At 73.3% G+C, this 24,804-nt stretch carries 25 protein-coding genes; 17 read left to right on the forward strand and 8 right to left on the reverse strand.

Annotated elements, in window-relative coordinates; all coding sequences use genetic code 11:
• The first annotated feature begins 36 nt into the window (after nt 1-36).
• The 12 genes from ABT093_RS20960 to ABT093_RS21015 all read left to right on the forward strand — a co-directional run bounded on the left by ABT093_RS20960 (nt 37) and on the right by ABT093_RS21015 (nt 11,163).
• Nucleotides 37-3,279 (forward strand): S41 family peptidase, encoded by a 3,243-nt coding sequence (locus tag ABT093_RS20960; RefSeq protein ID WP_350566363.1) that lies wholly within the window; start codon nt 37-39, stop codon nt 3,277-3,279.
• A 131-nt stretch (nt 3,280-3,410) separates the two neighbouring features.
• Entirely contained in the window at nt 3,411-3,764 is a 354-nt protein-coding gene (locus ABT093_RS20965; protein WP_350566365.1) for a histidine triad nucleotide-binding protein, read from the forward strand.
• A gap of 5 nt (nt 3,765-3,769) precedes the next feature.
• Nucleotides 3,770-4,690, forward strand: a complete 921-nt coding sequence (locus tag ABT093_RS20970) for a ribonuclease Z (RefSeq protein ID WP_350566366.1) — start codon at nt 3,770-3,772, stop codon at nt 4,688-4,690.
• A 197-nt stretch (nt 4,691-4,887) separates the two neighbouring features.
• On the forward strand, nt 4,888-6,012 hold the full coding sequence (locus ABT093_RS20975; RefSeq protein ID WP_502884270.1) for a PhoH family protein: 1,125 nt from the start codon (nt 4,888-4,890) through the stop codon (nt 6,010-6,012).
• 14 nt (nt 6,013-6,026) lie between these two features.
• On the forward strand, nt 6,027-6,521 hold the full coding sequence (ybeY, locus tag ABT093_RS20980; RefSeq protein WP_350566368.1) for an rRNA maturation RNase YbeY: 495 nt from the start codon (nt 6,027-6,029) through the stop codon (nt 6,519-6,521).
• Between the two features lie 19 nt (nt 6,522-6,540).
• Entirely contained in the window at nt 6,541-7,866 is a 1,326-nt protein-coding gene (locus ABT093_RS20985) for a hemolysin family protein (RefSeq protein WP_350566370.1), read from the forward strand.
• A 33-nt stretch (nt 7,867-7,899) separates the two neighbouring features.
• Nucleotides 7,900-8,136 (forward strand): hypothetical protein, encoded by a 237-nt coding sequence (locus tag ABT093_RS20990; protein ID WP_350566372.1) that lies wholly within the window; start codon nt 7,900-7,902, stop codon nt 8,134-8,136.
• Nucleotides 8,137-8,184: 48 nt separating this feature from the next.
• Entirely contained in the window at nt 8,185-8,724 is a 540-nt protein-coding gene (locus ABT093_RS20995) for a DUF4383 domain-containing protein (RefSeq protein ID WP_350566374.1), read from the forward strand.
• A 33-nt stretch (nt 8,725-8,757) separates the two neighbouring features.
• On the forward strand, nt 8,758-9,111 hold the full coding sequence (locus tag ABT093_RS21000) for a cytidine deaminase-like protein (protein ID WP_350566376.1): 354 nt from the start codon (nt 8,758-8,760) through the stop codon (nt 9,109-9,111).
• Between the two features lie 148 nt (nt 9,112-9,259).
• The gene (locus ABT093_RS21005) at nt 9,260-9,418 is read left to right on the forward strand and encodes a hypothetical protein (RefSeq protein ID WP_350566378.1); all 159 of its coding nucleotides are present in this window, start codon (nt 9,260-9,262) and stop codon (nt 9,416-9,418) included.
• Between the two features lie 55 nt (nt 9,419-9,473).
• On the forward strand, nt 9,474-10,403 hold the full coding sequence (gene era / locus ABT093_RS21010; RefSeq protein WP_344337568.1) for a GTPase Era: 930 nt from the start codon (nt 9,474-9,476) through the stop codon (nt 10,401-10,403).
• A 46-nt stretch (nt 10,404-10,449) separates the two neighbouring features.
• A complete protein-coding gene (locus ABT093_RS21015) occupies nt 10,450-11,163 on the forward strand; it encodes an alpha/beta fold hydrolase (protein ID WP_350566380.1) in 714 nt (237 codons plus the stop codon).
• A gap of 29 nt (nt 11,164-11,192) precedes the next feature.
• Here the strand turns inward: ABT093_RS21015 and ABT093_RS21020 are convergent, their stop codons facing one another.
• Together ABT093_RS21020 and ABT093_RS21025 are read right to left on the reverse strand one after the other, a co-directional pair.
• Complete coding sequence (locus ABT093_RS21020) at nt 11,193-11,459, reverse strand: protealysin inhibitor emfourin (RefSeq protein ID WP_344337572.1); 267 nt, start codon at nt 11,457-11,459, stop codon at nt 11,193-11,195.
• A gap of 67 nt (nt 11,460-11,526) precedes the next feature.
• Nucleotides 11,527-12,558 carry a M4 family metallopeptidase gene (locus ABT093_RS21025; protein WP_350566382.1) on the reverse strand — a complete coding sequence of 344 codons (1,032 nt, stop codon included), beginning with the start codon at nt 12,556-12,558 and terminating at the stop codon, nt 11,527-11,529.
• 360 nt (nt 12,559-12,918) lie between these two features.
• Here ABT093_RS21025 and leuA point away from each other — a divergent pair, with 360 nt between their 5' ends.
• The 4 genes from leuA to ABT093_RS21045 all read left to right on the forward strand — a co-directional run bounded on the left by leuA (nt 12,919) and on the right by ABT093_RS21045 (nt 17,454).
• On the forward strand, nt 12,919-14,715 hold the full coding sequence (leuA, locus tag ABT093_RS21030) for a 2-isopropylmalate synthase (RefSeq protein ID WP_350566384.1): 1,797 nt from the start codon (nt 12,919-12,921) through the stop codon (nt 14,713-14,715).
• 424 nt (nt 14,716-15,139) lie between these two features.
• Nucleotides 15,140-15,649, forward strand: coding sequence for a TerB family tellurite resistance protein (locus ABT093_RS21035; protein WP_350566386.1), 510 nt, complete (start codon nt 15,140-15,142; stop codon nt 15,647-15,649).
• Between the two features lie 208 nt (nt 15,650-15,857).
• Nucleotides 15,858-16,604 (forward strand): DNA repair protein RecO, encoded by a 747-nt coding sequence (gene recO, locus ABT093_RS21040; protein WP_350566388.1) that lies wholly within the window; start codon nt 15,858-15,860, stop codon nt 16,602-16,604.
• A 4-nt stretch (nt 16,605-16,608) separates the two neighbouring features.
• A complete protein-coding gene (locus tag ABT093_RS21045; protein ID WP_350566390.1) occupies nt 16,609-17,454 on the forward strand; it encodes an isoprenyl transferase in 846 nt (281 codons plus the stop codon).
• A 90-nt stretch (nt 17,455-17,544) separates the two neighbouring features.
• Here ABT093_RS21045 and ABT093_RS21050 read toward each other — a convergent pair whose 3' ends face one another.
• Genes ABT093_RS21050 through ABT093_RS21065 form a run of 4 tightly spaced genes read right to left on the reverse strand, consistent with a single transcriptional unit; the run spans nt 17,545 to nt 20,734 of the window.
• Complete coding sequence (locus ABT093_RS21050) at nt 17,545-17,955, reverse strand: Fur family transcriptional regulator (protein ID WP_350566391.1); 411 nt, start codon at nt 17,953-17,955, stop codon at nt 17,545-17,547.
• Nucleotides 17,956-17,990: 35 nt separating this feature from the next.
• Nucleotides 17,991-18,959 carry a metal ABC transporter permease gene (locus tag ABT093_RS21055; protein ID WP_350566393.1) on the reverse strand — a complete coding sequence of 323 codons (969 nt, stop codon included), beginning with the start codon at nt 18,957-18,959 and terminating at the stop codon, nt 17,991-17,993.
• Entirely contained in the window at nt 18,956-19,735 is a 780-nt protein-coding gene (locus ABT093_RS21060) for a metal ABC transporter ATP-binding protein (protein ID WP_350566395.1), read from the reverse strand. Before ABT093_RS21060 ends, ABT093_RS21055 begins: the two co-directional genes overlap by 4 nt.
• A 12-nt stretch (nt 19,736-19,747) precedes the next feature.
• Nucleotides 19,748-20,734, reverse strand: a complete 987-nt coding sequence (locus ABT093_RS21065; protein WP_350566397.1) for a metal ABC transporter substrate-binding protein — start codon at nt 20,732-20,734, stop codon at nt 19,748-19,750.
• A 191-nt stretch (nt 20,735-20,925) separates the two neighbouring features.
• On the opposite strand from ABT093_RS21065, the gene ABT093_RS21070 reads away from it, so the two are divergent.
• Nucleotides 20,926-22,308, forward strand: coding sequence for a glycine--tRNA ligase (locus ABT093_RS21070; protein ID WP_350546272.1), 1,383 nt, complete (start codon nt 20,926-20,928; stop codon nt 22,306-22,308).
• A 94-nt stretch (nt 22,309-22,402) separates the two neighbouring features.
• Here ABT093_RS21070 and ABT093_RS21075 read toward each other — a convergent pair whose 3' ends face one another.
• Together ABT093_RS21075 and ybiA are read right to left on the reverse strand one after the other, a co-directional pair.
• Nucleotides 22,403-23,740, reverse strand: a complete 1,338-nt coding sequence (locus ABT093_RS21075) for a hypothetical protein (protein ID WP_350566399.1) — start codon at nt 23,738-23,740, stop codon at nt 22,403-22,405.
• 190 nt (nt 23,741-23,930) lie between these two features.
• Nucleotides 23,931-24,524 carry a riboflavin biosynthesis intermediates N-glycosidase gene (ybiA, locus tag ABT093_RS21080; protein WP_350566401.1) on the reverse strand — a complete coding sequence of 198 codons (594 nt, stop codon included), beginning with the start codon at nt 24,522-24,524 and terminating at the stop codon, nt 23,931-23,933.
• Nucleotides 24,525-24,804: the final 280 nt, after the last annotated feature.

Below are 24,804 nucleotides of genomic sequence, written 5' to 3' on the forward strand. Positions count from 1 at the left end.
GGCGCGGGGGACCGGCCCCGTGCCAGGGTGACGGGTGTGAGCGAACCCGAGAGCACCTCCGTGGGCGCCTATCTGCGCCACCCGCACCTGCACGGTGACCTGATCACCTTCGTGGCCGAGAACGACGTGTGGCTCGCCCCGCTGGACGGCGGCCGGGCCTGGCGGCTGACGGCCGATCACGTCCCGGTCCGCCGCCCCCGGTTCTCCCCGGACGGCCGGCACGTGGCCTTCACCTCGACCCGGGACGGCGCCCCCGAGGTGCACCTCGTGCCGGTGGACGGCGGCCCGTCGCGCCGGCTCACCTACTGGGGCGACGCGCAGACCCAGCTGCGCGGCTGGACGGCGGACGGCCGCCCGATCGCCACCACCGCCGCCGGACAGGCCTCGCTGCGCCGCACCTGGGCGCACGCCGTGCCGCTGGACGGCGGCGAGCCGCAGCGCCTGCCGTACGGGCCGGTCGGCGGGCTGGCCTTCGAGCCGGGCGGCGACCGGACGCTGCTGGTCTCGGCCTTCGGCGTGGAGCCGGCCTGGTGGAAGCGGTACCGGGGCGGCAGGACCGGCAAGCTGTGGATCGGCACCGACCGCTTCGAGCGCGTCCACGAGGAGCTGACCGGCAACATCGAGTCGCCGCTGTGGGTCGGCGAGCGCATCGCCTTCCTCTCCGACCACGAGGGCGTCGGCGCCCTGTACTCCAGCCTCCCGGACGGATCCGACCTGCGCCGCCACGGCACCTCCCCGGAGGGCTTCTACGCCCGCGACGCCGCCACCGACGGCACCCGGGTGGTCTGGCACAGCGCCGGGGAGCTGTGGCTGCTGGACGACCTGGCCGGCGCCGAGCCGCGCCGCCCGGACGTCCGCCCGTCCGGCCCGCTCACCGGCCGGCGCCCCCGCCCGGTGTCCGCCGCGTACTGGCTGGAGGGCGCCGCCCCGGACCGCACCGGCCGGGCCGGCGCGGTGGTGGTGCGCGGCACCGTGCACTGGCTGACCCACCGGGAGGGCCCGGCCCGGGTGCTGGACGAGACGCCGGGGGTGCGCGGGCGCCTCGCCCGGGTGGTGCCGGGCGCGGCCGGCGAGGACGCCGCGCAGGGCGTGGTCTGGGTGACCGACGCCGAGGGCGAGGACGCGATCGAGTACGCGCCCGCCGTGCTCGGCGCCGAGCGCCGCCGGCTGGCCGCCGGGCGGCTGGGGCGGGTCCGCACGCTGGTGGTGTCGCCGGACGGCAAGCAGCTGGCGGCCGGCGCCCACGACGGCCGGGTGCTGCTGGTCGCGCTGGCCGACGGGGCCGTGCACGAGCTGGCGCACAGCGCGGACGGCGAGGTCAGCGGGCTGGCGTTCAGCCCGGACTCGGCGTGGCTGGCCTGGTCGCAGCCGGCCCTCGGGCCGTGGTCGCTGCGCCAGATCGTGCTGGCCAACCTGGCCACCCGGACGGTCTCCGAGGCGACCCCGCAGCGGTTCATCGACACCTCGCCGGCGTTCACCGCGGACGGCCGGCATCTGGCGTTCCTGTCGGTGCGCAACTTCGACCCGGTGTACGACTCGCACGTCTTCGACCTGTCGTTCCCCAACGGCTGCCGCCCGTACCTGATCACCCTGGCCGCCGACACGCCGTCCCCGTTCGGGCCGAGCCGGGCCGGGCGGGCGGCCGGCGGCGAGGACGAGGAGCCCCGCGGCAAGCGGACGGACGGCGAGGAGGGCGGGGCCGACGCGCCGCCGGTGACCCGGGTCGACCTGGACGGCATCGCCGACCGGATCGTGGCGTTCCCGGTGGAGGGCGGCCGGTTCGGCAGCCTGCGGGCCGCCAAGGACGGCGTGCTGTGGACCCGCGTCCCGCTGGTCGGCGAGCTGGGCGACGAGGCCGCCTCGCTGGAGGACGAGCGCCCGCGGCCCGCCCTGGAGCGCTTCGACTTCCGCAAGCGCCGGGCCGAGCAGCTGGTGGACGGCCTGGACGCGTTCGCGGTCAGCGGCGACGGCACCCGGCTGGCCGTGCTGGACGAGGGCGAGCTGCGGATCCTGCCCGCCGACCACAAGGCGTCCGGCGAGGACGAGGAGATCGACGTCGACCTGGACCGGCTGCGGGTGAGCGTCGACCCGGCGGCCGAGTGGCGGCAGATGTACGACGAGAACGGCCGCCTGATGCGGGACAACTTCTGGCGCGCGGACCTCTCCGGGGTGGACTGGGACGGCGTGCTGGCCCGCTACCGCCCGCTGGTGGAGCGGCTCGGCTCGCACGACGACCTGGTGGACCTGCTCTGGGAGGTGCACGGCGAGCTGGGCACCTCGCACGCCTACGTGGTGCCGCACGGCCGGCACACCGAGCCGGCCCGCCGGCAGGGCCTGCTCGGCGCCGACCTGGTCCGCGACGGCGAGGTGTGGCGGATCGCCCGGATCCTGCCCGGCGAGTCCTCGGACCCGCGGGCGCACTCGCCGCTGGCCGCACCGGGCGCCGCGATCCGCCCGGGGGACGCCGTCCTGGCGGTCAACGGCCGCCCGGTGGACCCGGTGACCGGCCCGGCGCCGCTGCTGGCCGGCACCGCCGGGCAGCCGGTGGAGCTGACCGTGGCCGGCAAGGACGGCACCGACCGGCGCCACCCGGTGGTCGTCCCGCTCGCCGACGACGAGGCGCTGCGCTACCACGACTGGGTGGCCGGCCGGCGGGCCGCCGTGCGCGAGCTCTCCGGCGGCCGGCTCGGCTACCTGCACATCCCCGACATGCAGACCACCGGCTGGGCGCAGATCCACCGCGACCTGCGCTCGGAGATGGCCCGGGAGGGCGTGATCGTCGACATCCGGGGCAACCGGGGCGGGCACACCTCGCAGCTGGTGGTCGAGAAGCTCTCCCGCCGGATCATCGGCTGGGGCGTCGCCCGGGACGTCGCCAACCCCTCGCCGTACCCCGAGGACGCCCCGCGCGGGCCGGTGGTCGCGCTGGCCGACGAGTACTCCGGTTCGGACGGCGACATCGTCAACGCGGCCATCCAGGCGCTCGGCATCGGCCCGGTGGTCGGCACCCGCACCTGGGGCGGGGTGATCGGCATCGACAGCCGGTACTCGCTGGTGGACGGCACCCTGGTGACCCAGCCGAAGTACGCGTTCTGGTCGGAGCGGGTCGGCTGGGGCCTGGAGAACCACGGGGTGGACCCGGACGTCGAGGTGCCCTTCCCGCCGCACGCCTGGGCGGCGGGGGAGGACCCGCAGCTCGCCGAGGGCGTCCGGCTGGCCCTGGAGGCGCTGGCCGAGCGGCCGGCGAGGACCGCGCCGCCGGTGCCCGGCGCGCGGTAGGAGCACGCCGGGGGCGGGGGCGCGGGCCCCCGCTCCCGGCGGCGACCGCCTGGCGTGATCCGAAAGAGAGGGCCTAGCATGCCGCCGTACGCACCGACCCGACCAGCACCAGCACCCCGCGAGGAGACCCGATGGCCGGCGAGCCGCAGCCCGACTGCCTGTTCTGCAAGATCGTGGCGGGCGAGATCCCGGCCACCGTGGTGCGCAAGACCGACCGGGTGCTCGCCTTCCGCGACATCGCCCCCAAGGCCCCGGTGCACGTCCTGGTGATCCCGCACGCCCACTACCCGAACGCGGCCGCGCTGGCCGCCGAGGAGCCGGAGATCGCCGGCGAGCTGCTCGCCGAGGCCGGCCGGGTCGCCGTCGACGAGGGCGTCGAGGACTACCGGCTGATCTTCAACACCGGCGCCGGCGCCGGGCAGACGGTCTTCCACGCCCACGTCCACGTGCTCGGCGGCCGGCCGATGACCGAGCGCATGGTCTGACGCTGGTGTCCCAGCGCGAACTCGTGGTCCTCGGGACCGCCAGCCAGGTCCCGACCCGGCACCGCAACCACAACGGCTACCTGCTGCGCTGGGACGGCGAGGGCCTGCTCCTCGACCCCGGCGAGGGCACCCAGCGCCAGATGCTGCGCGCCGGGGTCTCGGCCACCCAGATCACCCGGATCGCCGTCACGCACTTCCACGGCGACCACAGCCTGGGCCTCGCCGGGGTGATCCAGCGGATCAACCTCGACCGGGTCCCGCACCCGGTGGACGTCTACTTCCCGGCCTCCGGCGAGGTGTACTTCGAGCGGCTGCGGCACGCCACCGCCTTCCACGAGACGGCCGTGCTGCGGCCCCGCCCGATCGAGGAGCCCGGCCCGCTGCCGGCGCCCGGCGCCCGCTTCGCGCTGGACGCCGTGCGGCTCTCGCACCCGGTGGAGTCCTTCGGCTACCGGCTGCGCGAGCCGGACGGCCGCCGGCTGGTGCCCGGACGGCTGGCCGCCCTGGGCATCGCCGGCCCGGACGTCGGCCGGCTCCAGCAGCAGGGCGCGATCGAGGCGGCCGGCCGGCGGGTGACCCTGGAGGAGGTCAGCGAGCCCCGGCCCGGCCAGCGGTTCGCCTTCGTCATGGACACCCGGCTCTGCGAGGGGGTGCACGAGCTCGCCGAGCGCGCCGACCTGCTGGTCGTCGAGGCCACCTTCACCGACGCCGACGCCCGGCTCGCCGAGGAGCACGGCCACCTCACCGCCGGCCAGGCCGGCAAGGTCGCCGCCGAGGCGGGCGCCCGCACGCTGGTGCTCACCCACTTCTCGCAGCGCTACCCGGACCTCGGCCAGCACCTCGCCGACGCCCGCAAGCACTTCGACGGCCCGATCGTGCTTGCCGAGGACCTCGCCCGGGTACCTGTACCGCCCCGGCACGCATGACCGGCCCGCCCGGCCCGCCCGGCCCGTGAGCGGCCCGGAAAACCGCTCGCGCCACCCGGGCGCTCTGCCGCAGCATCGTCGGGTGCGGCCCCGCCGCCCGCCGCGTCGATCACGTGCGCGGCGTACCCTGGTGCCCCGGAGAGACCCAGCGGCACCACGAGACACGGATGGGATGAGGCAGGCCCCAGCGCCGACCTATGAGTGACACATCGCAGACCCGTACCAACGGAGGGCCGCGCCCCGAGCCGGCCGACAACGGCCGCGTCAGCGCCCGTTTCGTCATCCCCGAGAAGCATCCGATGGTCACCCTGCTCGGCGCCGCCGACTCGCTGCTGCGGGTGATCGAGGAGGGCTTCCCCGCCGCCGACATCCACGTCCGCGGCAACGAGGTGACCGCGACCGGCGAGCGCGCCGAGGTGGCCCTCGTCAAGCAGCTGTTCAGCGAGATGATGCTGGTGCTGCGCACCGGCCAACCCCTGACGGAGGACGCCGTGGAGCGTTCCATCGCCATGCTCCGCGGTGCCGCGGAGGACCCCGACAGCCCGGCGCCGTCGCAGGTGTTCACCGCGAACATCCTGTCCAACCGGGGCCGGACCATCCGTCCCAAGACCCTCAACCAGCAGCGCTACGTCGACGCGATCGACAAGCACACGATCGTCTTCGGCCTCGGCCCGGCGGGCACCGGCAAGACCTACCTGGCGATGGCCAAGGCCGTCCAGGCCCTGCAGGCCAAGGAGGTCAACCGGATCATCCTGACCCGTCCGGCCGTCGAGGCGGGCGAGCGGCTGGGCTTCCTGCCCGGCACCCTCTACGAGAAGATCGACCCGTACCTGCGCCCGCTGTACGACGCGCTGCACGACATGATGGACCCGGACTCCATCCCGCGCCTGATGGCCGCCGGGACCATCGAGGTCGCGCCGCTCGCCTACATGCGCGGACGTACCCTCAACGACGCCTTCATCATCCTCGACGAGGCCCAGAACACCTCGCCCGAGCAGATGAAGATGTTCCTCACCCGCCTCGGGTTCAACTCCCGGGTGGTCGTCACCGGCGACACCAGCCAGATCGACCTCCCGGGCGGCACCCGCAGCGGCCTCAAGGTCGTCCAGGAGATCCTGGCCGACGTGCCCGACATCCACTTCTCCGTCCTCACCAGCACCGACGTGGTCCGCCACAAGCTGGTCGGCCGGATCGTGGACGCGTACGAGCGCTGGGACGCCCGCCAGGAGGCCCAGGAGACCGAGGAGCGCAGGCTCCCGGTCAAGCCCGCCCAGCGGCGCGGCTCGCGCGCACCCCGACAGTCCCATCGCACCGAAAGCTGAGTAACCAGCCCGTCATGTCGATCGACATCGCCAACGAGTCCGGTTGGGACGTCGACGAGGAGTCCATCCTCGACGTCGCCCGCTACGCACTGGAGAAGATGCGGATCCACCCGCAGTCCGAACTGTCCGTGATCCTCGTGGACGGGGCGGCGATGGAGGAGCTGCACATCCAGTGGATGGACCTCCCGGGCCCGACGGACGTGATGTCCTTCCCGATGGACGAGCTGCGCCCCGGCAAGGAGGGCGAGGAGCTGCCGCAGGGCCTGCTCGGCGACATCGTGCTCTGCCCCGAGGTCGCCGAGCAGCAGGGCAAGGCGGCCCCGTCGAAGCACTCGATGGACGAGGAGCTGCAGCTGCTCACCGTGCACGGCGTGCTGCACGTGCTCGGCTACGACCACGAGGAGCCGGACGAGGAGGCCGAGATGTTCGGCCTGCAGAAGGCGATCCTCGACGGCTGGCGGGCCGAGCGGGGCCTCGGGGGCATCTCCCCGGCCCCCACCACCCACTGAGCGCGGAGCGCGAACCCCTGTGAGTGGTGAGAGTACGAGTTTCATCCTCGGTGCCGTGCTGCTCGTCGTGCTCGGCTGGCTGGCCGCGTGCGCCGAGGCGGGCATCTCCCGGGTCTCCCGGTTCCGGGCGGAGGAGGCCGTGCGCTCCGGGCGCAAGGGCTCGGCCCGGCTGCTGGCGCTGGCCACCGACCCGATCCGCTATCTCAACCTGGCCACCCTGATCCGGGTGGCCAGTGAGATGGCGGCGGCGGTCCTGGTCACCGTGGTGTCGGTGCGCACCATCGACACGACCTGGCAGGCCGTGCTGCTGGCGTTCGGCGTGATGGTGCTGGTGTCGTTCGTGGCGGTGGGCGTCTCGCCGCGCACGATCGGCCGCCAGCACCCGCTGACCACCGCGACCGCGGCCTCCTTCGTGCTGCTGCCGCTGGCCCGGATCCTCGGCCCGATCCCGCGGCTGCTGATCCTGCTCGGCAACGCCCTGACCCCGGGCAAGGGCTACAAGGAGGGTCCGTTCGCCTCCGAGGCGGAGCTGCGGGCCCTGGTCGACCTGGCGGAGAAGAACGACGTCATCGAGGACGAGGAGCGCCGGATGGTGCACTCGGTCTTCGAGCTGGGCGACACCATCGTCCGCGAGGTGATGGTGCCGCGCACCGACCTGGTGATGATCGAGCGGCACAAGACCGTGCGGCAGGCGCTGACCCTGGCGCTGCGCTCGGGCTTCTCGCGGATCCCGGTGGTCGGCGACAACGAGGACGACGTGGTCGGCATCGTCTACCTCAAGGACCTGGTGCGCCGCACCCACATCAACCGGGACTCGGAGTCCGACGAGGTCGGCGCGGTGCTGCGGCCGGCGGTGTTCGTCCCGGACTCCAAGCCGGCCGCCGACCTGCTGCGCGAGATGCAGAAGATGCGCTCGCACGTGGCGATCGTGATCGACGAGTACGGCGGCACGGCCGGCCTGGTCACCATCGAGGACATCCTGGAGGAGATCGTCGGCGAGATCACCGACGAGTACGACCGGGAGATCGCCCCGGTGGAGGACCTCGGGGACGGCTCCTACCGGATCACCGCCCGGCTGCTGGTGGAGGACCTCGGCGAGCTGTTCGGGATCGAGCTGGAGGACGAGGACGTCGAGACGGTCGGCGGCCTGCTGGCCAAGCACCTGGGCCGGGTGCCGATCCCCGGCTCGTCCTGCGACATCCCGCTGCCGGAGGAGGTCCCGGGCGGTCTGACCGCCATCCGGCTGACCGCGGAGAGCTCGGCCGGGCGCCGCAACCGGATCGGCTCCGTCGTCGCCGCCCCCGTCCACGCCGGGCCGGACGCCGCCCCGGAGGGCGGCGAGTAGCGTTCGGGTGCGTCCGGGGCGACGATGGGAGGCATGACTCACCAACTTCGCGCGGAGTACGGCCCGCAGGGGAGCGCGGGCGGGGTGAAGGTCTGGCACGTCGTGCGGGAGGGGGATCCGGCCACCGCGCTGTGCGGCCGGACCATCCCCGCCGAGGCGCAGACCCGGCCGGAGCAGGAGTGGGGGACCGGGCTCCGGGGCTGCCAGCAGTGCGGCTCGCTGTACATGCACGAGGTGCCGCACATGGAGGGGAGCCACCCCTACAGCTAGCTGCACCCGGGTGCAGGGCAAGGCGCTACGGCCACCTCGGAGGTCGCCATGAAGCTGCAAGACGAACTGCCCGTCGACCACAAGCTGCTGCTGGTCTGGCGGATCGGGGCGGGGCTCGGCGGGGTCTTCCTGATCGTGTTCGGCTGCCTGGGGCTGGCCGACCACCCGGGCTTCCTGTCCACCGAAGGCAACGAGATCGCCGGGATGTCCACCAACGGCGCGCTGAGCATCCTGTCCATCGTGGTGGGCGGGATCCTGGTGATCGGCGCGTTCATCGGCGGGAACTTCGCCGCCAACCTGAACATGGCGGCCGGGGTGCTGTTCATCCTGTCCGGGTTCTACGGGCTGACGGTGCTCGAACGGCCGGACGCCAACCTCCTGAACTTCGGCATCCACAACGTGATCTTCGCGTTCGCCTTCGGCGTGGTGATCACCGCGTTCGGGATGTACGGGCGGGTCAGCAGCCACCTGCCGCACGACAACCCGTACTGGCGCAAGCGCGCGGATGAGGAGCAGGAGCTGCCCGCCGGTCCCAAGACCTTCGTGAAGGTGATGCGGCCCGGGCCGCCCAACCCGATCGGGCACTGACCGGCTCCGTCACCGGGGCCTATGCTCCTGGGCATGAGTGACATCGTCGAGCTGGACCCCGAGGACAAGAAGATCATCACCCTGGCCCGCTCCGCCCGCGCCCGCAACGGCGTCGCGGAGGGGGCCGCGGTGCGTGACGAGACCGGCCGCACCTATGTGGCCGGCACGGTCGCGCTGGAGTCGCTGCGGCTGAGCGCGGTGCAGACGGCGGTGGCGATGGCGGTGGCCAGCGGCGCGAAGTCGCTGGAGGCGGCGGCCGTGGTGACCGAGGCCGAGCAGCCCTCGCCGGCCGACCTGGCGGCGGTGCGCGACCTCGGCGGCGCGGGCACCCCGCTGCTGCTGGCCGGCCCGGACGGCACGCTGCGGGTCGCGGCCGAGGCCCGCTGAGCGTCCGGGAGGCGCGCGCTCCGCACGGTGCCCGGGGTTCCCGCCCCGGGCGCCGGCGCGTTCCGGGACCCCTGGAATCGGCGGATAATCTCACCGGGGACGGGCGGGGAATCTGCGCGGGGAACCGGCGCGGTGAGGGGGCTGGGCGATGGGGCCGTACGCGTTCTTCGCGGGGCTGCTGCTGGGTGTGATGGGCATGGGCAAGTGGCAGGAGACCGGCTCGCCGTTCTGGCTCTGGGGCTCGGTCTCCTTCCTGCTGCTGGTGCTCGGCTGGGGCCTCGGCGCGCTGTTCGGCGGCCGGAAGTGACCGCTCGGACGGGCGGTGTCCGCCCCGCCGGGGGTGATCAGGGAGAATGGAGCCCATGAATGCCCCTTCCTCCTCGTACCGCTCCGGCTTCGCGTGCTTCGTCGGCCGGCCCAACGCGGGCAAGTCGACCCTGACCAACGCTCTGGTGGGGACGAAGGTCGCGATCACCTCCGACCGCCCGCAGACCACCCGGCACACCGTCCGCGGCATCGTGCACCGCCCGGACGCCCAGCTGGTGCTGGTGGACACCCCCGGCCTGCACAAGCCGCGCACCCTGCTCGGCGAGCGCCTCAACGACCTGGTCCGCTCCACCTGGGCCGAGGTCGACGTGATCGGCTTCTGCCTGCCCGCCGACCAGAAGCTCGGCCCCGGCGACAAGTTCATCGCCAAGGAACTCGCCGAGATCAAGAAGACCCCCAAGGTGGCCATCGTCACCAAGACCGACCTGGTCGACTCCAAGCGGCTGGCCGAGCAGCTGATCGCCGTCCATCAGCTCGGCGCCGAGCTGGGCATCGAGTGGGCCGAGATCATCCCGGTCTCGGCCGTCGGCGACAAGCAGGTGGAGCTGGTCGGCGAGCTGATCAGCAAGCTGCTGCCGGAGGGCATGCCGCTCTATCCGGACGGCGACCTCACCGACGAGCCCGAGCAGATCATGGTGGCCGAGCTGATCCGCGAGGCCGCGCTGGAGGGCGTGCGCGACGAGCTGCCGCACTCGCTGGCCGTCGTGGTCGAGGAGATGCTGCCGCGGGAGGGCCGCCCGGCCGACCGGCCGCTGCTCGACATCCACGCCAACGTCTACATCGAGCGGCAGAGCCAGAAGGCGATCGTGATCGGGGCCAAGGGCGCCCGGCTCAAGCACGTCGGCACCACCGCCCGCAAGCACATCGAGGCGCTGCTCGGCACCCCGGTCTTCCTGGACCTGCACGTCAAGGTCGCCAAGGACTGGCAGCGGGACCCGAAGCAGCTGCGCAAGCTCGGGTTCTGACCGCGTCCGACGACCACGACGTCCGAACACGGCGGGGGAGCCCGGCATGAAGCTGCACACCCACGAGTGGGGCACCGGCGAGCGGATCGCGCTGCTGGTCCACGGGATCATGTCCGACCACCGCACCTGGCGGTCGGTCGGCCCGGCGCTCGCCGAGCGCGGCTACCGGGTGATCGCCGTCGACCTGCGCGGCCACGGCGCCAGCCCGCGCGGCGAGGGCTCCACCGCGGTGGAGCGCTACGCCCCCGAGCGCTACGCCGACGACCTGGTCGACACCCTGCCGCGGGGTGCCGACCTGGCCATCGGCCACTCGCTGGGCGGGCTGACCCTGCTGCACGCCGTCGGGCGGCTGCGCCCGGCCCGGGTGGTCTACTCCGACCCGGCCTGGAGGTTCGCCCAGCCGGGCCTCTTCGACCCGGCGGTCTTCGTCCGGTTCAAGGAGGCCACCCGGGAGCAGATCACCGCGGTCAACCCGCGCTGGGACGCCGCCGACGTGGACGTCGAGCTGGCCACCCTGGCGCTGTGGGACCCGGAGACCGCGTTCGCGCTCTCCGCGCTGCACGGCCGGGCCACGCTGCCCGGCGCCCCGGCCGTGCCCTCGCTGGTGCAGCTCGCCGACAACAGCTGGCTGGTCGGGCCCGAGGACGCCGAGGCCCTGCGCGGTCTCGGCTACCGGCTGCGCACGGTGGCCGGGGCCGGCCACACCATCCACCGGGACGACCTCCCGGGCTTCCTGGCCTCCCTCGACGGCTGGCTGTGACCCGCCGGGCGGGGGTCCGGAGGCGGACCCTAGGCGCCTTCGCGCAGGACGAGGGAGACCAGCTCGCGCTGGGACTCGGTGAGCTTCGGGTCCGCGCAGTGCACCGTCCGGCCGTCGACGGTGATCTCGTAGTGGAAGCCGTCCGGCACCCCGTAGGAGGGCGTGCGCAGCCCGCCCGCGACGGCCTCGCGGGCGAGCGCGTGCACGTGCGGGGCGTCCACCCGCTCGGTGGTGTCGAGCTCCGCGCGGCGGACGTGTCCCGCGAGGCCGCCGGTCCGGGTCACCTGGATACGCATGGTGTCCATGGTGCTACCCAGCGATGGCGTTTGCCGGGGTTTTCCCGGACCTTGACTTAAGCGCGACTCAAGTCGGGCTGATGCCGACCTTCGCCCAGGACGCGGTGACCGTGTCGGCCACCTCGGGCTCCGGGTAGCGGGCCTTGGCGGCGGCCACGGTGGCCCGGGCGAAGGCGGTGAAGCCGGCGTCGGAGGGCAGCCGCCGGCCGGTCAGCGCGTCGTACCAGATCCGGCCCGCGCGCTCCCAGGCCGGTCCGCCGAGCGCGGTGGCGAGCAGGTAGAAGGCGTGGTTGGGGATGCCCGAGTTGATGTGCACCCCGCCGTTGTCCCGGCCGGTGCGCACGTAGTCGCGCATGTGGGCGGGCTGCGGGTCCTTGCCCAGCCGCGGGTCGTCGTAGGCGGTGCCGGGCGCCCTCATCGAGCGCAGTGCGACCCCCTGCACGCCGGGGGCGAGCAGTCCGGCGCCGATCAGCCAGTCCGCGGCGGCGGCGTCCTGTTGCAGCGCGTACTGCTTGACCAGCGAGCCGAAGACGTCGGAGACCGACTCGTTGAGCGCGCCGGGCTGGTCGCGGTACTCCAGGCCGGCGGTGAACTGGGTGACGCCGTGGGCCAGTTCGTGGCCGATGACGTCGATGCAGACGGTGAAGTCGCCGAACACCTCGCCGTCGCCGTCGCCGAAGACCATCCGCTCGCCGTCCCAGAAGGCGTTGTCGTAGTCCTGGCCGTAGTGGACGGTGGCGTCCAGCCGCAGGCCCCGGTCGTCGATGGAGTGCCGCCCGTAGACGGCGGAGAACAGCGTCCAGGTCGCGCCGAGGCCGTCGTAGGCGTGGTTGACGGACTGGTCGGGCAGGGGGCCCTCGCCCTCCCGGCGGACGGTGCGGCCGGGCAGCCGTTCGCGGTGGCCGGCGTCGGAGATCACCCGTTCCAGGCGGTCGGCGGCCCGTTCGGCGGCCCGTTCGGGGAGGACGGCGGTGAGCCGCGCGGCCCGGTGCGCGGCGTCGAGGGCGAGGGAGCGGGCGGCGGGCTCGTGACCGTCCTCGGCGAGGCGGTCCAGGACGTACGGCGGAACGATCGCGCAGAGCGTCGGTTCGGCTGTCATGTGGCCCAGCGTGAGGCATCGATGACGTGTTGTCACCGGCGCGGACAGGATTGCGCGCCGCCCGGCCGCCGCCGCGCGCCGTCTCAAGGACTGGGAAGATCAACCGCCCCGCTTCGGGCTCGCGCGGTGCTTTGTTAGGCTGGTTCGCATCATGCGCTACGGCCTGCTTCTTCTTAGCTGCCGCGTCGAGGGCCTGTAGTCCACCAAGGGCCGGCCCCCTCGCCGCGGGGACTGTGCTGCGCGCTGGATTTCGGGCGACCCGCCGAGGGGTCGCGAGCGGCAGCAGGCCGGCCGAGTCGGGTGAGGACACCGCCCCGACCAGCCCGCATCACGCACCACAGGAAGCCGAGACTCACCTCCATGACCGAGCAGAGTTCCGCCGTGCCCGTTCCCGCCGCCCGCGCGTTCGCCGGCCGCCCCACCCCGATCACCGCCGGCTCGGTACGCCAGCGGCCGTCCGGCATGCGGCACGGCCGCTACCTGCCCTTCGGCACCGTCGACCTGCCGGACCGCACCTGGCCGTCGAAGGTGATCACCAAGGCCCCGCGCTGGCTCTCCACCGACCTGCGGGACGGCAACCAGGCGCTGATCGACCCGATGTCCCCGGCGCGCAAGCGCAAGATGTTCGACCTGCTGGTCGCGATGGGTTACAAGGAGATCGAGGTCGGCTTCCCCTCCTCCGGGGCCACCGACCACGCCTTCGTGCGCTCGCTGATCGAGGAGGGGGCGATCCCGGAGGACGTCACCATCTCGGTGCTGACCCAGGCGCGCGAGGAGCTGATCGAGAAGACGGTCGAGTCGCTGGTCGGCGCGCCGCGCGCGACCGTGCACCTGTACAACGCGACCGCGCCGCTGTTCCGCCGGGTGGTGTTCCGCAACGACCGGGAGGCCACCAAGGCGATCGCCGTCGACGGCACCCGGCTGGTGATGGAGTACGCCGAGAAGCTGCTGGGCGAGGAGACCGTCTTCGGCTACCAGTACTCGCCGGAGATCTTCGTCGACACCGAGCTGGACTTCGCGCTGGAGGTCTGCGAGGCGGTCATGGACGTCTGGCAGCCCGGCGAGGGCCGCGAGATCATCCTGAACCTGCCGGCCACCATCGAGCGGGCCACCCCGAACGTCCAGGCCGACCAGTTCGAGTGGATGTCGCGCCACCTGTCGCGCCGCGAGTTCGTCTGTCTGTCGGCGCACCCGCACAACGACCGGGGCACCGCCGTCGCCTCCGCCGAACTGGCCCACATGGCCGGTGCCGACCGGATCGAGGGCTGCCTGTTCGGGCAGGGCGAGCGGACCGGCAACGTCGACCTGGTGACGCTGGGCATGAACCTGTTCTCGCAGGGCGTCGACCCGCAGATCGACTTCTCCGACATCGACGAGGTGCGCCGCACCGCCGAGTACTGCAACCAGATGGAGGTGCACCCGCGTCACCCGTACGCCGGTGACCTGGTGTACACCTCCTTCTCCGGCTCCCACCAGGACGCCATCAAGAAGGGCTTCGACGTCCTGGCGGCGGACGCGGCCGCGGCGGGCGTGCCGGTCGAGGAGCACACCTGGGGCGTGCCGTACCTGCCGATCGACCCGAAGGACGTCGGCCGCACCTACGAGGCGGTCATCCGGGTCAACAGCCAGTCCGGCAAGGGCGGCGTGGCGTACGTGCTGAAGAACGACCACAAGCTGGACCTGCCGCGCCGGATGCAGATCGAGTTCTCCCGGATCATCCAGGCCAAGACCGACGCCGAGGGCGGCGAGGTCACCCCGGCCGAGATCTGGCGGGTCTTCGAGGACGAGTACCTGCCCACCCCGGCGAACCCGTGGGGCCGGATCTCGCTGAGCGGCTCGCGCACCCTGACCACCGAGGACGGCCGGGACGCGCTGACGGCCGAGGCCGTGCTGGACGGCACGCCGGTCACCCTGGCCGGTACCGGCAACGGCCCGGTCTCGGCGTTCGCCGACGCGCTGGCGCAGATCGGTGTGGACGTACGGGTGCTGGACTACGCGGAGCACGCGCTGAGCGAGGGCGGCGACGCCCAGGCCGCCGCGTACGTCGAGTGCGCGGTGGACGGCCGGGTGCTGTGGGGCGTCGGGATCGACGGCAACACCGTGCTGGCCTCGCTGAAGGCGATGATCAGCGCCGTCAACCGGGCGCAGCGCGGCTAGTTCGTGCGAGTGGTCGTGGCCGGGCCGTCCCGTTCGGGGCGGCCCGGTGGCGTTCCCGGGCCGGGCCGGGCGGTCCCCGGGACCGGGGCGCGGCCGCTGTGTCCTGCGCCACATTTTTTCGGTGATCGGGCCGTTCGAAGTACTGACACGTGTCGGCAACCGTGGCAACATCGTCCCACCGGAAAGCCGGGTCGGTGGGACGGCCCGGTGGCCGGTCGCGTGACCTGCCCATTGTTGTGCAGGCCGCCTGCCATGTCTGGGGAGTGGCGCCGTGACAGGGATGTGGGGTGTTCGCCCGCGGTGGCGGACTGACGTTCTCGGTGACTTCTTCTGTCCAGGCTGCGGCGGGGACCGCAACTACCGCCGGCAGCACGGCCGGCGGTGGCTGCGGCTGCTGGGGACCCCGGTGCTTCCGCTCGGCCCGGTGATCGGCAGCGTGCAGTGCACCAGCTGCCACGGCCGGTTCGGGGTGGAGAGCCTGGAGCAGCCCACCTGCGTCCGCCTGGGCGGGATGCTGCGCGACGCGCAGTACACCGTCGCGCTGGCCCTGCTGGCCGCCGGCGGCACCGCGCACCGCGCGGCCCGCGAGGCGGCCTGCGCGGCGGTCCGCGACGCCGGGTTCGAGGACTGCGGCGAGGCCCAGGTGCTGGCCGCGCTGGCGGCGCTGTCCGGGCTCGGCGGCGAGCTGTACGACGCGCACGGCATGGCCGGCGGGCTGGCCGTGGAGCTGCACGCGGTGCTCGAACCGCTGGCCCCGCACCTGGCCCAGCCAGGCCGGGAGCGGCTGCTGCTGCAGGGCGCGGCGATCGCCCTGGCCGACGGCCGGTACCGGCCGCAGGAGCGGGAGGCGCTGGACGCCGTCGGGCGCTGCCTGGACCTGCCGCAGGCACGGGTGGGGGCGCTGCTGGAGGCGGCGACCCGCACGCCCTACTAGGCCCCTGTCGCACCTGGGGCTCCCTCTCCTCTTCCCTCCGACCCCCACAAAACCGGGCCCACCCCCCTCCGGGCCCGCCGTGACCCGCACCGTTCGGCGATCCCCCACGGCCCGGTGCGGGCACACGGCTGTCCGTGACCGGGGGACGGCTGGGGGACAATGGGGGGATGTCCGCACTGTTCGAGGTCCGCCGCGGCGAGGCGGGCGCATGAGCCTCTTCCGGGACGACGGCGTGGTGCTCCGGGCGCAGAAGCTCGGTGAGGCCGACCGGATCATCACCCTGCTCACCCGCCACCACGGCAAGGTGCGCGCGGTGGCGCGCGGGGTGCGCAAGACCAAGTCGAAGTTCGGGGCGCGGCTGGAGCCGTTCTCGCACGTGGACGTGCAGTTCTTCAGCCGCGGGAGTGAGCTGCTCGGGCGCGGGCTGCCGCTGTGCACCCAGGTGGAGACGATCGCCCCGTACGGCGGCTCGATCGTCACCGACTACGGCCGCTACACCGCCGGCACGGCCATGCTGGAGACGGCGGAACGGTTCGCCGAGAACGAGGGCCAGCCGGCCGTCCAGCAGTACCTGCTGCTGGTCGGCGGTCTGCGCACGCTGGCGGCCGGGCAGCACGAATCGCACCTGGTGCTGGACGCCTTCCTGCTGCGTTCGCTCGCCGTCAACGGGTACGGCGCGAGCTTCGACGACTGCGCCAAGTGCGGCATGGAGGGCCCCAACCGGTTCTTCTCGCTCCCGGCCGGCGGGGTCCTGTGCCCGGACTGCCGGGTCCCCGGATGTGCCGTACCCTCCCCTGAGACACTGGTACTGCTCGGGGCGCTGCTGTCAGGGGACTGGCAGACGGCCGACGCCTGCGAGCCGAGGTACTGGCGGGAGGGCAGCGGCCTGGTCGCGGCCTATCTGCAGTGGCACCTGGAGCGGGGTATCCGCTCGATGAGATACGTGGAGAAGTGAGCACATGGCAGCGCGACGGCTCTTCGGCGGCGGCAAGCAGAGGGAGTACCTCCCCCCGACCCCGCATCCCAGCGGTGCCCGGCCCCCGAAGATCCCCGGCGAGCTGGTCCCCAACCACGTCGCGATCGTCATGGACGGCAACGGCCGCTGGGCGAAGGAGCGCGGGCTGCCGCGCACCGAGGGCCACAAGGTCGGCGAGGGCGTCGTGCTGGACGTGCTGAAGGGCGCCATCGAGCTGGGCGTGAAGAACATCTCGCTGTACGCGTTCTCCACCGAGAACTGGAAGCGCTCACCCGACGAGGTGAAGTTCCTGATGAACTTCAACCGGGACGTCATCCACCGCCGCCGCGACGAGATGGACGCGATGGGCGTGCGGGTGCGCTGGGCGGGCCGGATGCCCAAGCTGTGGAAGAGCGTCGTCCAGGAGCTCCAGGTCGCCGAGGAGCAGACCAGGGACAACGACGCCGTCACGCTGTACATGTGTGTCAACTACGGCGGGCGGGCCGAGATCGCGGACGCCGCGGCGGCCATCGCGGCCGATGTGGCGGCGGGCCGGCTGGACCCGAAGAAGGTCAACGAGAAGACCCTCGCCAAGTACCTGTACCACCCGGACATGCCGGACGTGGACCTCTTCCTGCGCCCCAGCGGCGAGCAGCGGACGTCCAACTTCCTGCTCTGGCAGTCGGCGTACGCGGAGTTCGTGTTCCAGGACGTGCTCTGGCCGGACTTCGACCGCCGTGACCTCTGGCGGGCCTGCGAGCAGTTCGCGATGCGCGACCGCCGGTTCGGCGGGGCGATCCCGAACGAGGTGCCGGCCGAGCTGGCCGCCGAGGTGCCGGCGCAGCGCTGATCGCGCCTGCGCGTGTGCGCGAGGGCCCGCGGGAGATGACTCCCGCGGGCCCTCGTGTCGTTCGCGGTGCGGTGCCGTTCGCGGTGCGGTTCAGCCGAGCTTGGCGCACTCCGCGCAGGTGCCGAAGATCTCCAGGGTGTGCGCGATGTCGCTGAACCCGTGCTCGGCGGCGACCGAGTTGGCCCAGCGCTCGACGGCCGGTCCCTCGACCTCGACGGTGGCGCCGCACTGGCGGCAGACCAGGTGGTGGTGGTGCCCGCTGCTGCACCGGCGGTAGACGGCCTCGCCGTCGGCGGTGCGCAGGACGTCCACCTCACCGGCGTCGGCGAGCGACTGGAGCGTCCGGTAGACGGTGGTGAGGCCGACCGAGTCACCCCGGTGCTTCAGCATGTCGTGGAGCTCCTGCGCGCTGCGGAAGTCCTCGATCTCGTCCAGGACCGCCGAGACGGCGGCGCGCTGCCGGGTCGATCGGGCTCGCGGCGACGGGCCTGCGGTGGTCACCGTGGGTCCTCCTGGTGGTGTGGGCGACTGGCACCTCATTGTGCCAGCCCCGCACCGGGCGCCGGAGAGAGCGCGTCGGCCCGGCCCGGGGCGAGCGGGGCGGTGCGCTCCGGGGCGGTGTCGCCGGACTGCTGCGGGTCCGGCAGCCGGACGTCGCAGACCTGCGGTCCGGCTTCCGGGGTGCCGCGGTGGCGGCGCCGGGCGAGCGGTGCGGCGATCGCGCTGAACAGTGCGAAGACCGCGATGGCGAGGAGCACGATGGCCGGGCCGGACGGCACGTCGAGCTGGTAGGAGCCGGTGACGCCGGCCAGGGCGACGATCACACCGACCGCGATCGCGCCGGCCTGGGTGGCGGCGAAGGAGCGGGTGAGCTGCTGGGCGGCCGCCACCGGGACCACCATCAGGGCGCTGACCAGCAGCAGGCCGACCACGCGCATGGCGACGGTGACGGTGACCGCGGCCATCACCGCGAGCAGCAGGTTGAGCAGCCGCACCGGGACGCCGGTGACCTTGGCGAAGTCCTCGTCCTGGCAGATCGCGAAGAGCTGGCGGCGCAGGCCGAGGGTGACGGCGATGACGACGGCGCCGAGCGCGGCGATCGTGGCCAGGTCGGCGGGGGAGACGGTCAGGATGGAGCCCCAGAGGTAGCTCTCCAGCGAACCCGCGCCCGCCTGGGCGGACTTGGAGACCAGCAGCTTGCCGCAGGCCATGCCGCCGTAGAAGAGCATCGCGAGGGCGATGTCGCCGCGCTGGTTGCCGCGCGAGCGGACCAGTTCCATCGTGACGGCGCCGACGACGCAGACCAGGACGGCCGTCCAGACCGGGCTGGTCTGGAAGATGAAGCCGAGGCCGACGCCGGTCATCGCGACGTGGCCCATGCCGTCGCCCATCAGGGCCTGGCGGCGCTGCACCAGGTAGATGCCGACGGCGGGGGCGGTGACGCCGACCAGGACGGCGGCGAGCAGCGCCCGCTGCATGAAGTCGTAGCTGAGCATCTCGGTCATGACAGCAGTCCCCGGATCCGTTCGTGGTCGTGGCCGTGGTCGGCGTGCGGGTGGACGTGGTCGTGGCCGGGCAGGGCGTGCAGGCCGGTGTTGGGCACGGGCGGGCCGTCGTGCGCGACGCAGCCGTCGCGGAGCACCACGGCGCGGTCGATCAGCGGTTCCAGCGGCCCGAGTTCGTGCAGCACCAGCAGGACGGCCGCGCCGCGCGCGACCTCGGCGCGCAGGGTGTCGGCGAGCACCTGCTGGCTGGCGGCGTCCACGCCGGCCATCGGCTCGTCCATGATCAGCAGGTCGGGGGCGCCGGCCAGCGCGCGGGCGATCAGCACCCGCTGCTGCTGGCCGCCGGAGAGGTCGCCGACACCGTCGCGGGCCCGGTCGAGCATGCCGACGGCGGCCAGCGCGCGGTCCACGGCGGCGCGGTCGGCGCGGCGCAGCGGCAGCAGCCGGTGCAGCGGCAGCCGGCCGGTGGCGACGACCTCGCGCACGGTGGCGGGGACGCCGGAGGCGGCGGTGGTGCGCTGCGGGACGTAGCCGATCCGGTGCCAGGCGCGGAACCGGGCGAGCGGGGTGCCGAAGAGTTCCAGGCCGCCGCGCTCCAGCGGGACGGCGCCGGTGACGGCCTTGACGGTGGTGGACTTGCCGGAGCCGTTGGCGCCGAGCAGGGCGACCACCTCGCCGGGGCGGACGGTGAGGTCGACGCCGCGCAGCACCGGGCGCCCGCCGCGGGAGGCGACGGCGTCGTGCAGGCGGACGGCCGGGGGTGTCGGGGGAGTCATGCCGTGGTCCCGTCAGCTGGTGAGGGCGGTGGCGCCGAGGGCGGCCCTGAGGTTGGTCAGGTTCTGCCTCATGACCGACAGGTAGTCGTCCTTCGCCCGGTCCTTGACGCCTTCCAGGGGGTCGAGGACGGCGGTCTTGAGGCCGAGGTCCTTGGCGACGGTCTCGGCGAGCCTGGGGCTGGCCAGGGTCTCGAAGAAGATCGTGGTGACGCCGTTCTCCTTGGCGGCCTTCTGGACGTCGGCGAGGCGGGCCGGGGTGGGCTCGGACTCGGGGTCGACGCCGTTGATGGAGACCTGGGTGAGGCCGTAGGCCTCGGCGAGGTAGCCGAAGGCGGCGTGGCTGGTGACGAAGGTGCGCGTGGTGGCGTCCTTCAGCCCGTCCTTGAACTCCTGGTCCAGGGCGGTGAGTCGGCCGACCAGTTCGTCGGTGTTGCGCCGGTAGTCGTCGGCGTGCGCCGGGTCGGCCTCGGCGAACCCGGCGCCGACGCTCCGGGCCACGGCGGCGTAGCGGGTCGGGTCGAGCCAGATGTGCGGGTCGCCGGCGGCCTCGTCGTGGTGGTGGCCGTCGGCGTGCTCGTCGGCGTGGTCGTGGCCGTCGTCCTCGGTGTGGCCCTCGGAGAGGTGGTGGTCCTCCAGCGGGGCGGCCGCGGTGGCGTCGATCTTCTGCTTGGCGCGGGAGTCGGCGACCGCCTTGTCGACGGTGGGCTGCAGGCCCTTGAGGTAGACGACCGCGTCGGCCTTCTGGACGCGCCCGACCTGCTTGGCGGTGAGTTCGAGGTCGTGCGGCTCGACGCCGGCGGCGGTCAGGCCGGTGACCTTCACGTGCTCGCCGCCGATCTGCGAGGCGAGGAACTCCATCGGGTAGAAGGACGCGACGACGTCAAGCCGGCCGTCCGCGGACCCGGCGCCGCCGCTGCCGCAGGCCGTCAGGGTGAGGGCGGCGGCGAGGGCGGTGGCCGTCAGGGCCAGGACGCTGCGGGCACGTCGTCTGATCATCATGACAACCATTCTCAGATTAGATGGAAATGATTGTCAAATCACTCGGACGGGTGAACGGGCGGTGACGGTGAGTGGGCCGGTACCGGCGATACCGATTTGAACCCCGTACCCATATGGCCGGTAACCTGAGGTATTCGGGTACGCGCAACCAGCCGTGCCCTGACCGTGCCGTACGTACTGAAGAGAGCACTGTGGCAGCCGACAAGATCGAGACGATCGTCAGCCTGAGCAAGCGCCGTGGCTTCGTCTACCCCTGCAGCGAGATCTACGGCGGCACGCGTGCCGCCTGGGACTACGGACCGCTGGGCGTCGAGCTCAAGGAGAACATCAAGCGCCAGTGGTGGCGCGCGATGGTCCAGGCCCGCGAGGACGTCGTCGGACTCGACTCGTCGGTGATCCTGGCCCGCGAGGTCTGGGAGGCGTCCGGCCACGTCCAGACCTTCAACGACCCGCTGACCGAGTGCCTCTCCTGCCACAAGCGCCACCGGGCCGACCACCTGGAGGAGAAGTACGAGGCCAAGCACGGCTTCCCGCCGCCGAACGGCCTGCAGGACATCAACTGTCCCGACTGCGGCACCAAGGGCCAGTTCACCGAGCCCAAGGACTTCTCGGGCATGCTGAAGACCCACCTCGGCGTCACCGAGGAGGCGAGCGGCCTGGCCTACCTGCGCCCGGAGACCGCCCAGGGCATCTTCACCAACTTCAAGGCCGTCCAGACCACCTCGCGCAAGAAGCCGCCGTTCGGCATCGCCCAGGTCGGCAAGAGCTTCCGCAACGAGATCACCCCCGGCAACTTCATCTTCCGGACCCGCGAGTTCGAGCAGATGGAGATGGAGTTCTTCGTCAAGCCGGGCGAGGACGAGCAGTGGCACGAGTACTGGCTGCAGCAGCGCTGGGACTGGTACGTCGGCCTCGGCCTGCGCACCGAGAACATGCGCCTGTTCGAGCACCCGAAGGAGAAGCTCTCCCACTACGCCAAGCGCACGGTGGACATCGAGTACCGCTTCAACTTCGGCGGCAGTGAGTTCTCCGAGCTGGAGGGCATCGCCAACCGCACCGACTACGACCTGTCGGTGCACAGCGAGGCCTCCGGCCAGGACCTCAAGTACTTCGACCAGGAGTCCGGCGAGCGGTACTTCCCGTACGTCATCGAGCCGGCGGCCGGTCTCAACCGCGCCCTGCTCGCCTTCCTGCTCGACGCCTACTTCGAGGACGAGGCGCCCAACGCCAAGGGCGTCATGGAGAAGCGCGTCGGCATGCGTCTGGACCCGCGCCTGGCGCCGGTCAAGGTCGCGGTGCTGCCGCTGTCGCGCAACGCCGACCTCTCGCCGAAGGCCCGCGGCCTGGCCGCCGACCTGCGCACCGCGTGGAACGTCGAGTTCGACGACGCCGGCGCCATCGGCAAGCGCTACCGCCGCCAGGACGAGATCGGCACGCCGTTCTGCGTGACGGTCGACTTCGACACCCTGGAGGACAACGCGGTGACCGTGCGCGAGCGCGACACCATGACGCAGGAGCGCGTCTCGCTCGACCAGGTGAAGTCCTACCTGGCGGCGCGCCTCATCGGCTGCTGACGTCCGTCCGCCCGCGCGGAGCCCCCGTCGCCCTTCCGAGGGCGGTCGGGGGCTCCGTGCTTGGTGCCCGGTGCCCGGTGCTCCGCGTCCGCGCCTACCGGCGGCCCCAGCGGGAGCGCGGGCGGCTGGCCGGGGTGGCCGGCAGGCCGGCCGTGCGCAGGGCGGCGAGCGTGGTGCGGTGGCGCGCGGGGTCGTCGAGCAGCGGCGTGAGCAGCGCCTCGTACAGGTCCGGGCGGCCGGCCAGCGCGGCGGCCAGCCGGACCAGTTCGGCCGGCGGACGCAGCGCCGCCAGCTCGCCCAGCAGCAGGGTGGGCAGCGGCGGGGCCATGGTGACGGCGAGCGCGGCGAGGTCGCCGGTGGGCCGGCCGGCCGCCTGGCGCAGCAGGGTCCGGGCGTCGGCGGCGCGGTCCGCCCGGTAGAGCCCGGTGGCCAGCGCGGCCAGCTCGGCGGTCGGCGCGGAGCCCCACTCCCAGAGCAGGGTGGCGCCGTCGGCGTGCTGACCCGCCCGCTCCAGGGCGTCCAGCAGGGCGGGCAGGGTGGCGGCCGGGCAGGAGCGCAGCGCGTGGAAGAGGTCGCCGGCCTCCTCGGCGAGCCCCGCCTGGCGGAGTTCGGCGAGGGTGGTGGCGGCGTGCTGGGGTCCGGCGTGGACGGCGCTGCGGACCAGCTGGACGGAGGCGCCGGTCGGTCCGCGCCGGGCGAGCAGGGCGGCCAGTTGGGCCGTGTCGTGCGGGGTGAGGTGCTCGGCGCCCTGGTCCAGGATGCCGGCGGCCTCGTCCGGGGAGGCCCGGCGGTACAGGGTCGTGATGCGCTCGGCGAGGGCGGCCAGTTCGCCGGGGGAGCGGCGCCGGGGCGGGGCGGGGGGCGCCTGCGGCTCGGCGGCGGCCCGCCCGTCGTCCTGCGCGCCGCCGGAGCCGGCCTCGCTCCCGTGCGTGCTCCCGTGCGTGCCGCCGGTCGCGTCGACGGGTCCGCCGGCGCGCGTATCGGCGTAGGTGTCGCCGGGCGTGCCCGCGGACGGGTCGGCGGACGCGGCGGCGGACCGGCCGGCGAAGGCGTCGGCGGGCGTCGCGAGGGGGGTGTCGAAGGGAGCGCCGAGGGGCGTGTCGACGGGCTGGCGCGGGATCCAGCGGCGGGGGGACGGCTGGCGCAACTGCTCCTCCAGCGCCTTCAGCCGGTCGCTGAGCTCCAGGCAGCGGGCGCCCAGCCCCTCGCGCAGCGTCCGCGCCTGGGTCAGCTGCCGCAGCAGCTCCCCGTCCGGGTGCTGCCGTTCGGGCAGCGCCCGCAGGGCCTCGGCGAGCCGCCGCTCACGCTGTCCCGCGTACTGCCGGGCGCGGAGCAACTCGTCCAGCTGCGCCCTGAGTTCGAGAGCCGCCTGCTCGCCCTCGCCGCCGCCCGGGTCCGCGCCGAGGGGCCGTTCCGTGTGCCGTGTACGCATGATCACCGCAACCTGTCCATCGTGACCCTGACGGCCAGACATCCTCGCGTCGAAATACGGCGACGGCGTTACGGGAGTACGTCCACTGGCTTGCGAGTGGTGTCCGGGGGCGCACGGAGTGCGCGAGTGGTGGGCGACCCGGCGCACGCGCCCCGCGGGAGCGCCGTCCCGCGGGAGGCGCCGGCGGCGCTCACCCGGCGGCGGCTGCCGCCAGCCGGGTGCGGGCCTCCATGAGGGCGAAGCCGAGCAGGTTCTCGCCGCGCCATTCGGCCGGGCGCGGGGCGCGCTCGTCGTCGGCGCCGAGGCCGATGCCCCAGATCCGGTCCAGCGGGCTGGCCTCCACCAGGACCCGCTGACGCGTCGACAGCAGGTATCCGCGCAGCTCCTCGTGGCCGCCGAACTTGGCGACATTGCCCCGGACGACCAGTTCGAACCGTCCGGCGGTCCAGGCCGCGTCGTCGAAGTTCCGGACCTGGCGGCCCAGCTTCTTCGCCTCGCCGGGGCTCGCCGCCGCGAGGATCCGGGCGAGCGTCCGCTCGTCCCCGAACATCCGGGCCTTGCCCGCCATCATCCAGTGCTCGGCGGTCGCGTACCCGACGCCGTCGACGGTGAACGGGTGCCCGGGCCACCACTGGCTCAGCACCCCGGGCCCGAGCGAGCCGTCCCGCTGCTCCTGGTGGCCCCAGAACATCAGCCACTTGGGCTCCGCCCCGGCCGCCACGGCGGCGGTCAGCGCGGCGCGGTCGCGGGTGTCGACGGGGTCGGTCGTGCGTTCGTCGCTCATATCGTCATGCTGACACGAAGGGGTCCGGTGCGGCCAATGGGTTATTTCTCCGCCCGGCGCCGCGGGGTGACGAACGTTCGTGAGAGGGAGATGAGCGAATGTGACATATTATTCGACCTGGTCGAATCCGGACGTAACGTCATGATTCGTCCGGGAGGGCCCCCTCACCCTCCCGTACCCTCGAACATCTCCTGGAGTCCCCCGTGAGAGACCGCACGCCACCCGCCACGCGCGGAGAACGCCCGGCATCCGGAAGCCGGGTCCGCCGTCTGCCCAGTCG

Origin of the sequence: Kitasatospora sp. NPDC002551, from assembly GCF_040296005.1 — a bacterium.
Lineage (GTDB): Bacteria > Actinomycetota > Actinomycetes > Streptomycetales > Streptomycetaceae > Kitasatospora.

Excerpts from the sequence above, each read along its gene's own strand:
- ABT093_RS20965 (WP_350566365.1), top strand. The coding sequence starts at position 3,411 with ATGGCCGGCGAGCCGCAGCCCGACTGCCTGTTCTGCAAGATCGTGGCG.
- ABT093_RS20975 (WP_502884270.1), top strand. The coding sequence starts at position 4,888 with ATGAGTGACACATCGCAGACCCGTACCAACGGAGGGCCGCGCCCCGAG.
- ybeY (WP_350566368.1), top strand. The coding sequence starts at position 6,027 with ATGTCGATCGACATCGCCAACGAGTCCGGTTGGGACGTCGACGAGGAG.
- ABT093_RS20990 (WP_350566372.1), top strand. The coding sequence starts at position 7,900 with ATGACTCACCAACTTCGCGCGGAGTACGGCCCGCAGGGGAGCGCGGGC.
- ABT093_RS20995 (WP_350566374.1), top strand. The coding sequence starts at position 8,185 with ATGAAGCTGCAAGACGAACTGCCCGTCGACCACAAGCTGCTGCTGGTC.
- ABT093_RS21000 (WP_350566376.1), top strand. The coding sequence starts at position 8,758 with ATGAGTGACATCGTCGAGCTGGACCCCGAGGACAAGAAGATCATCACC.
- ABT093_RS21005 (WP_350566378.1), top strand. The coding sequence starts at position 9,260 with ATGGGGCCGTACGCGTTCTTCGCGGGGCTGCTGCTGGGTGTGATGGGC.
- era (WP_344337568.1), top strand. The coding sequence starts at position 9,474 with ATGAATGCCCCTTCCTCCTCGTACCGCTCCGGCTTCGCGTGCTTCGTC.
- ABT093_RS21015 (WP_350566380.1), top strand. The coding sequence starts at position 10,450 with ATGAAGCTGCACACCCACGAGTGGGGCACCGGCGAGCGGATCGCGCTG.
- ABT093_RS21020 (WP_344337572.1), bottom strand. The coding sequence starts at position 11,459 with ATGCGTATCCAGGTGACCCGGACCGGCGGCCTCGCGGGACACGTCCGC.
- ABT093_RS21025 (WP_350566382.1), bottom strand. The coding sequence starts at position 12,558 with ATGACAGCCGAACCGACGCTCTGCGCGATCGTTCCGCCGTACGTCCTG.
- leuA (WP_350566384.1), top strand. The coding sequence starts at position 12,919 with ATGACCGAGCAGAGTTCCGCCGTGCCCGTTCCCGCCGCCCGCGCGTTC.
- recO (WP_350566388.1), top strand. The coding sequence starts at position 15,858 with ATGAGCCTCTTCCGGGACGACGGCGTGGTGCTCCGGGCGCAGAAGCTC.
- ABT093_RS21045 (WP_350566390.1), top strand. The coding sequence starts at position 16,609 with ATGGCAGCGCGACGGCTCTTCGGCGGCGGCAAGCAGAGGGAGTACCTC.
- ABT093_RS21055 (WP_350566393.1), bottom strand. The coding sequence starts at position 18,959 with ATGACCGAGATGCTCAGCTACGACTTCATGCAGCGGGCGCTGCTCGCC.
- ABT093_RS21060 (WP_350566395.1), bottom strand. The coding sequence starts at position 19,735 with ATGACTCCCCCGACACCCCCGGCCGTCCGCCTGCACGACGCCGTCGCC.
- ABT093_RS21065 (WP_350566397.1), bottom strand. The coding sequence starts at position 20,734 with ATGATGATCAGACGACGTGCCCGCAGCGTCCTGGCCCTGACGGCCACC.
- ABT093_RS21075 (WP_350566399.1), bottom strand. The coding sequence starts at position 23,740 with ATGCGTACACGGCACACGGAACGGCCCCTCGGCGCGGACCCGGGCGGC.
- ybiA (WP_350566401.1), bottom strand. The coding sequence starts at position 24,524 with ATGAGCGACGAACGCACGACCGACCCCGTCGACACCCGCGACCGCGCC.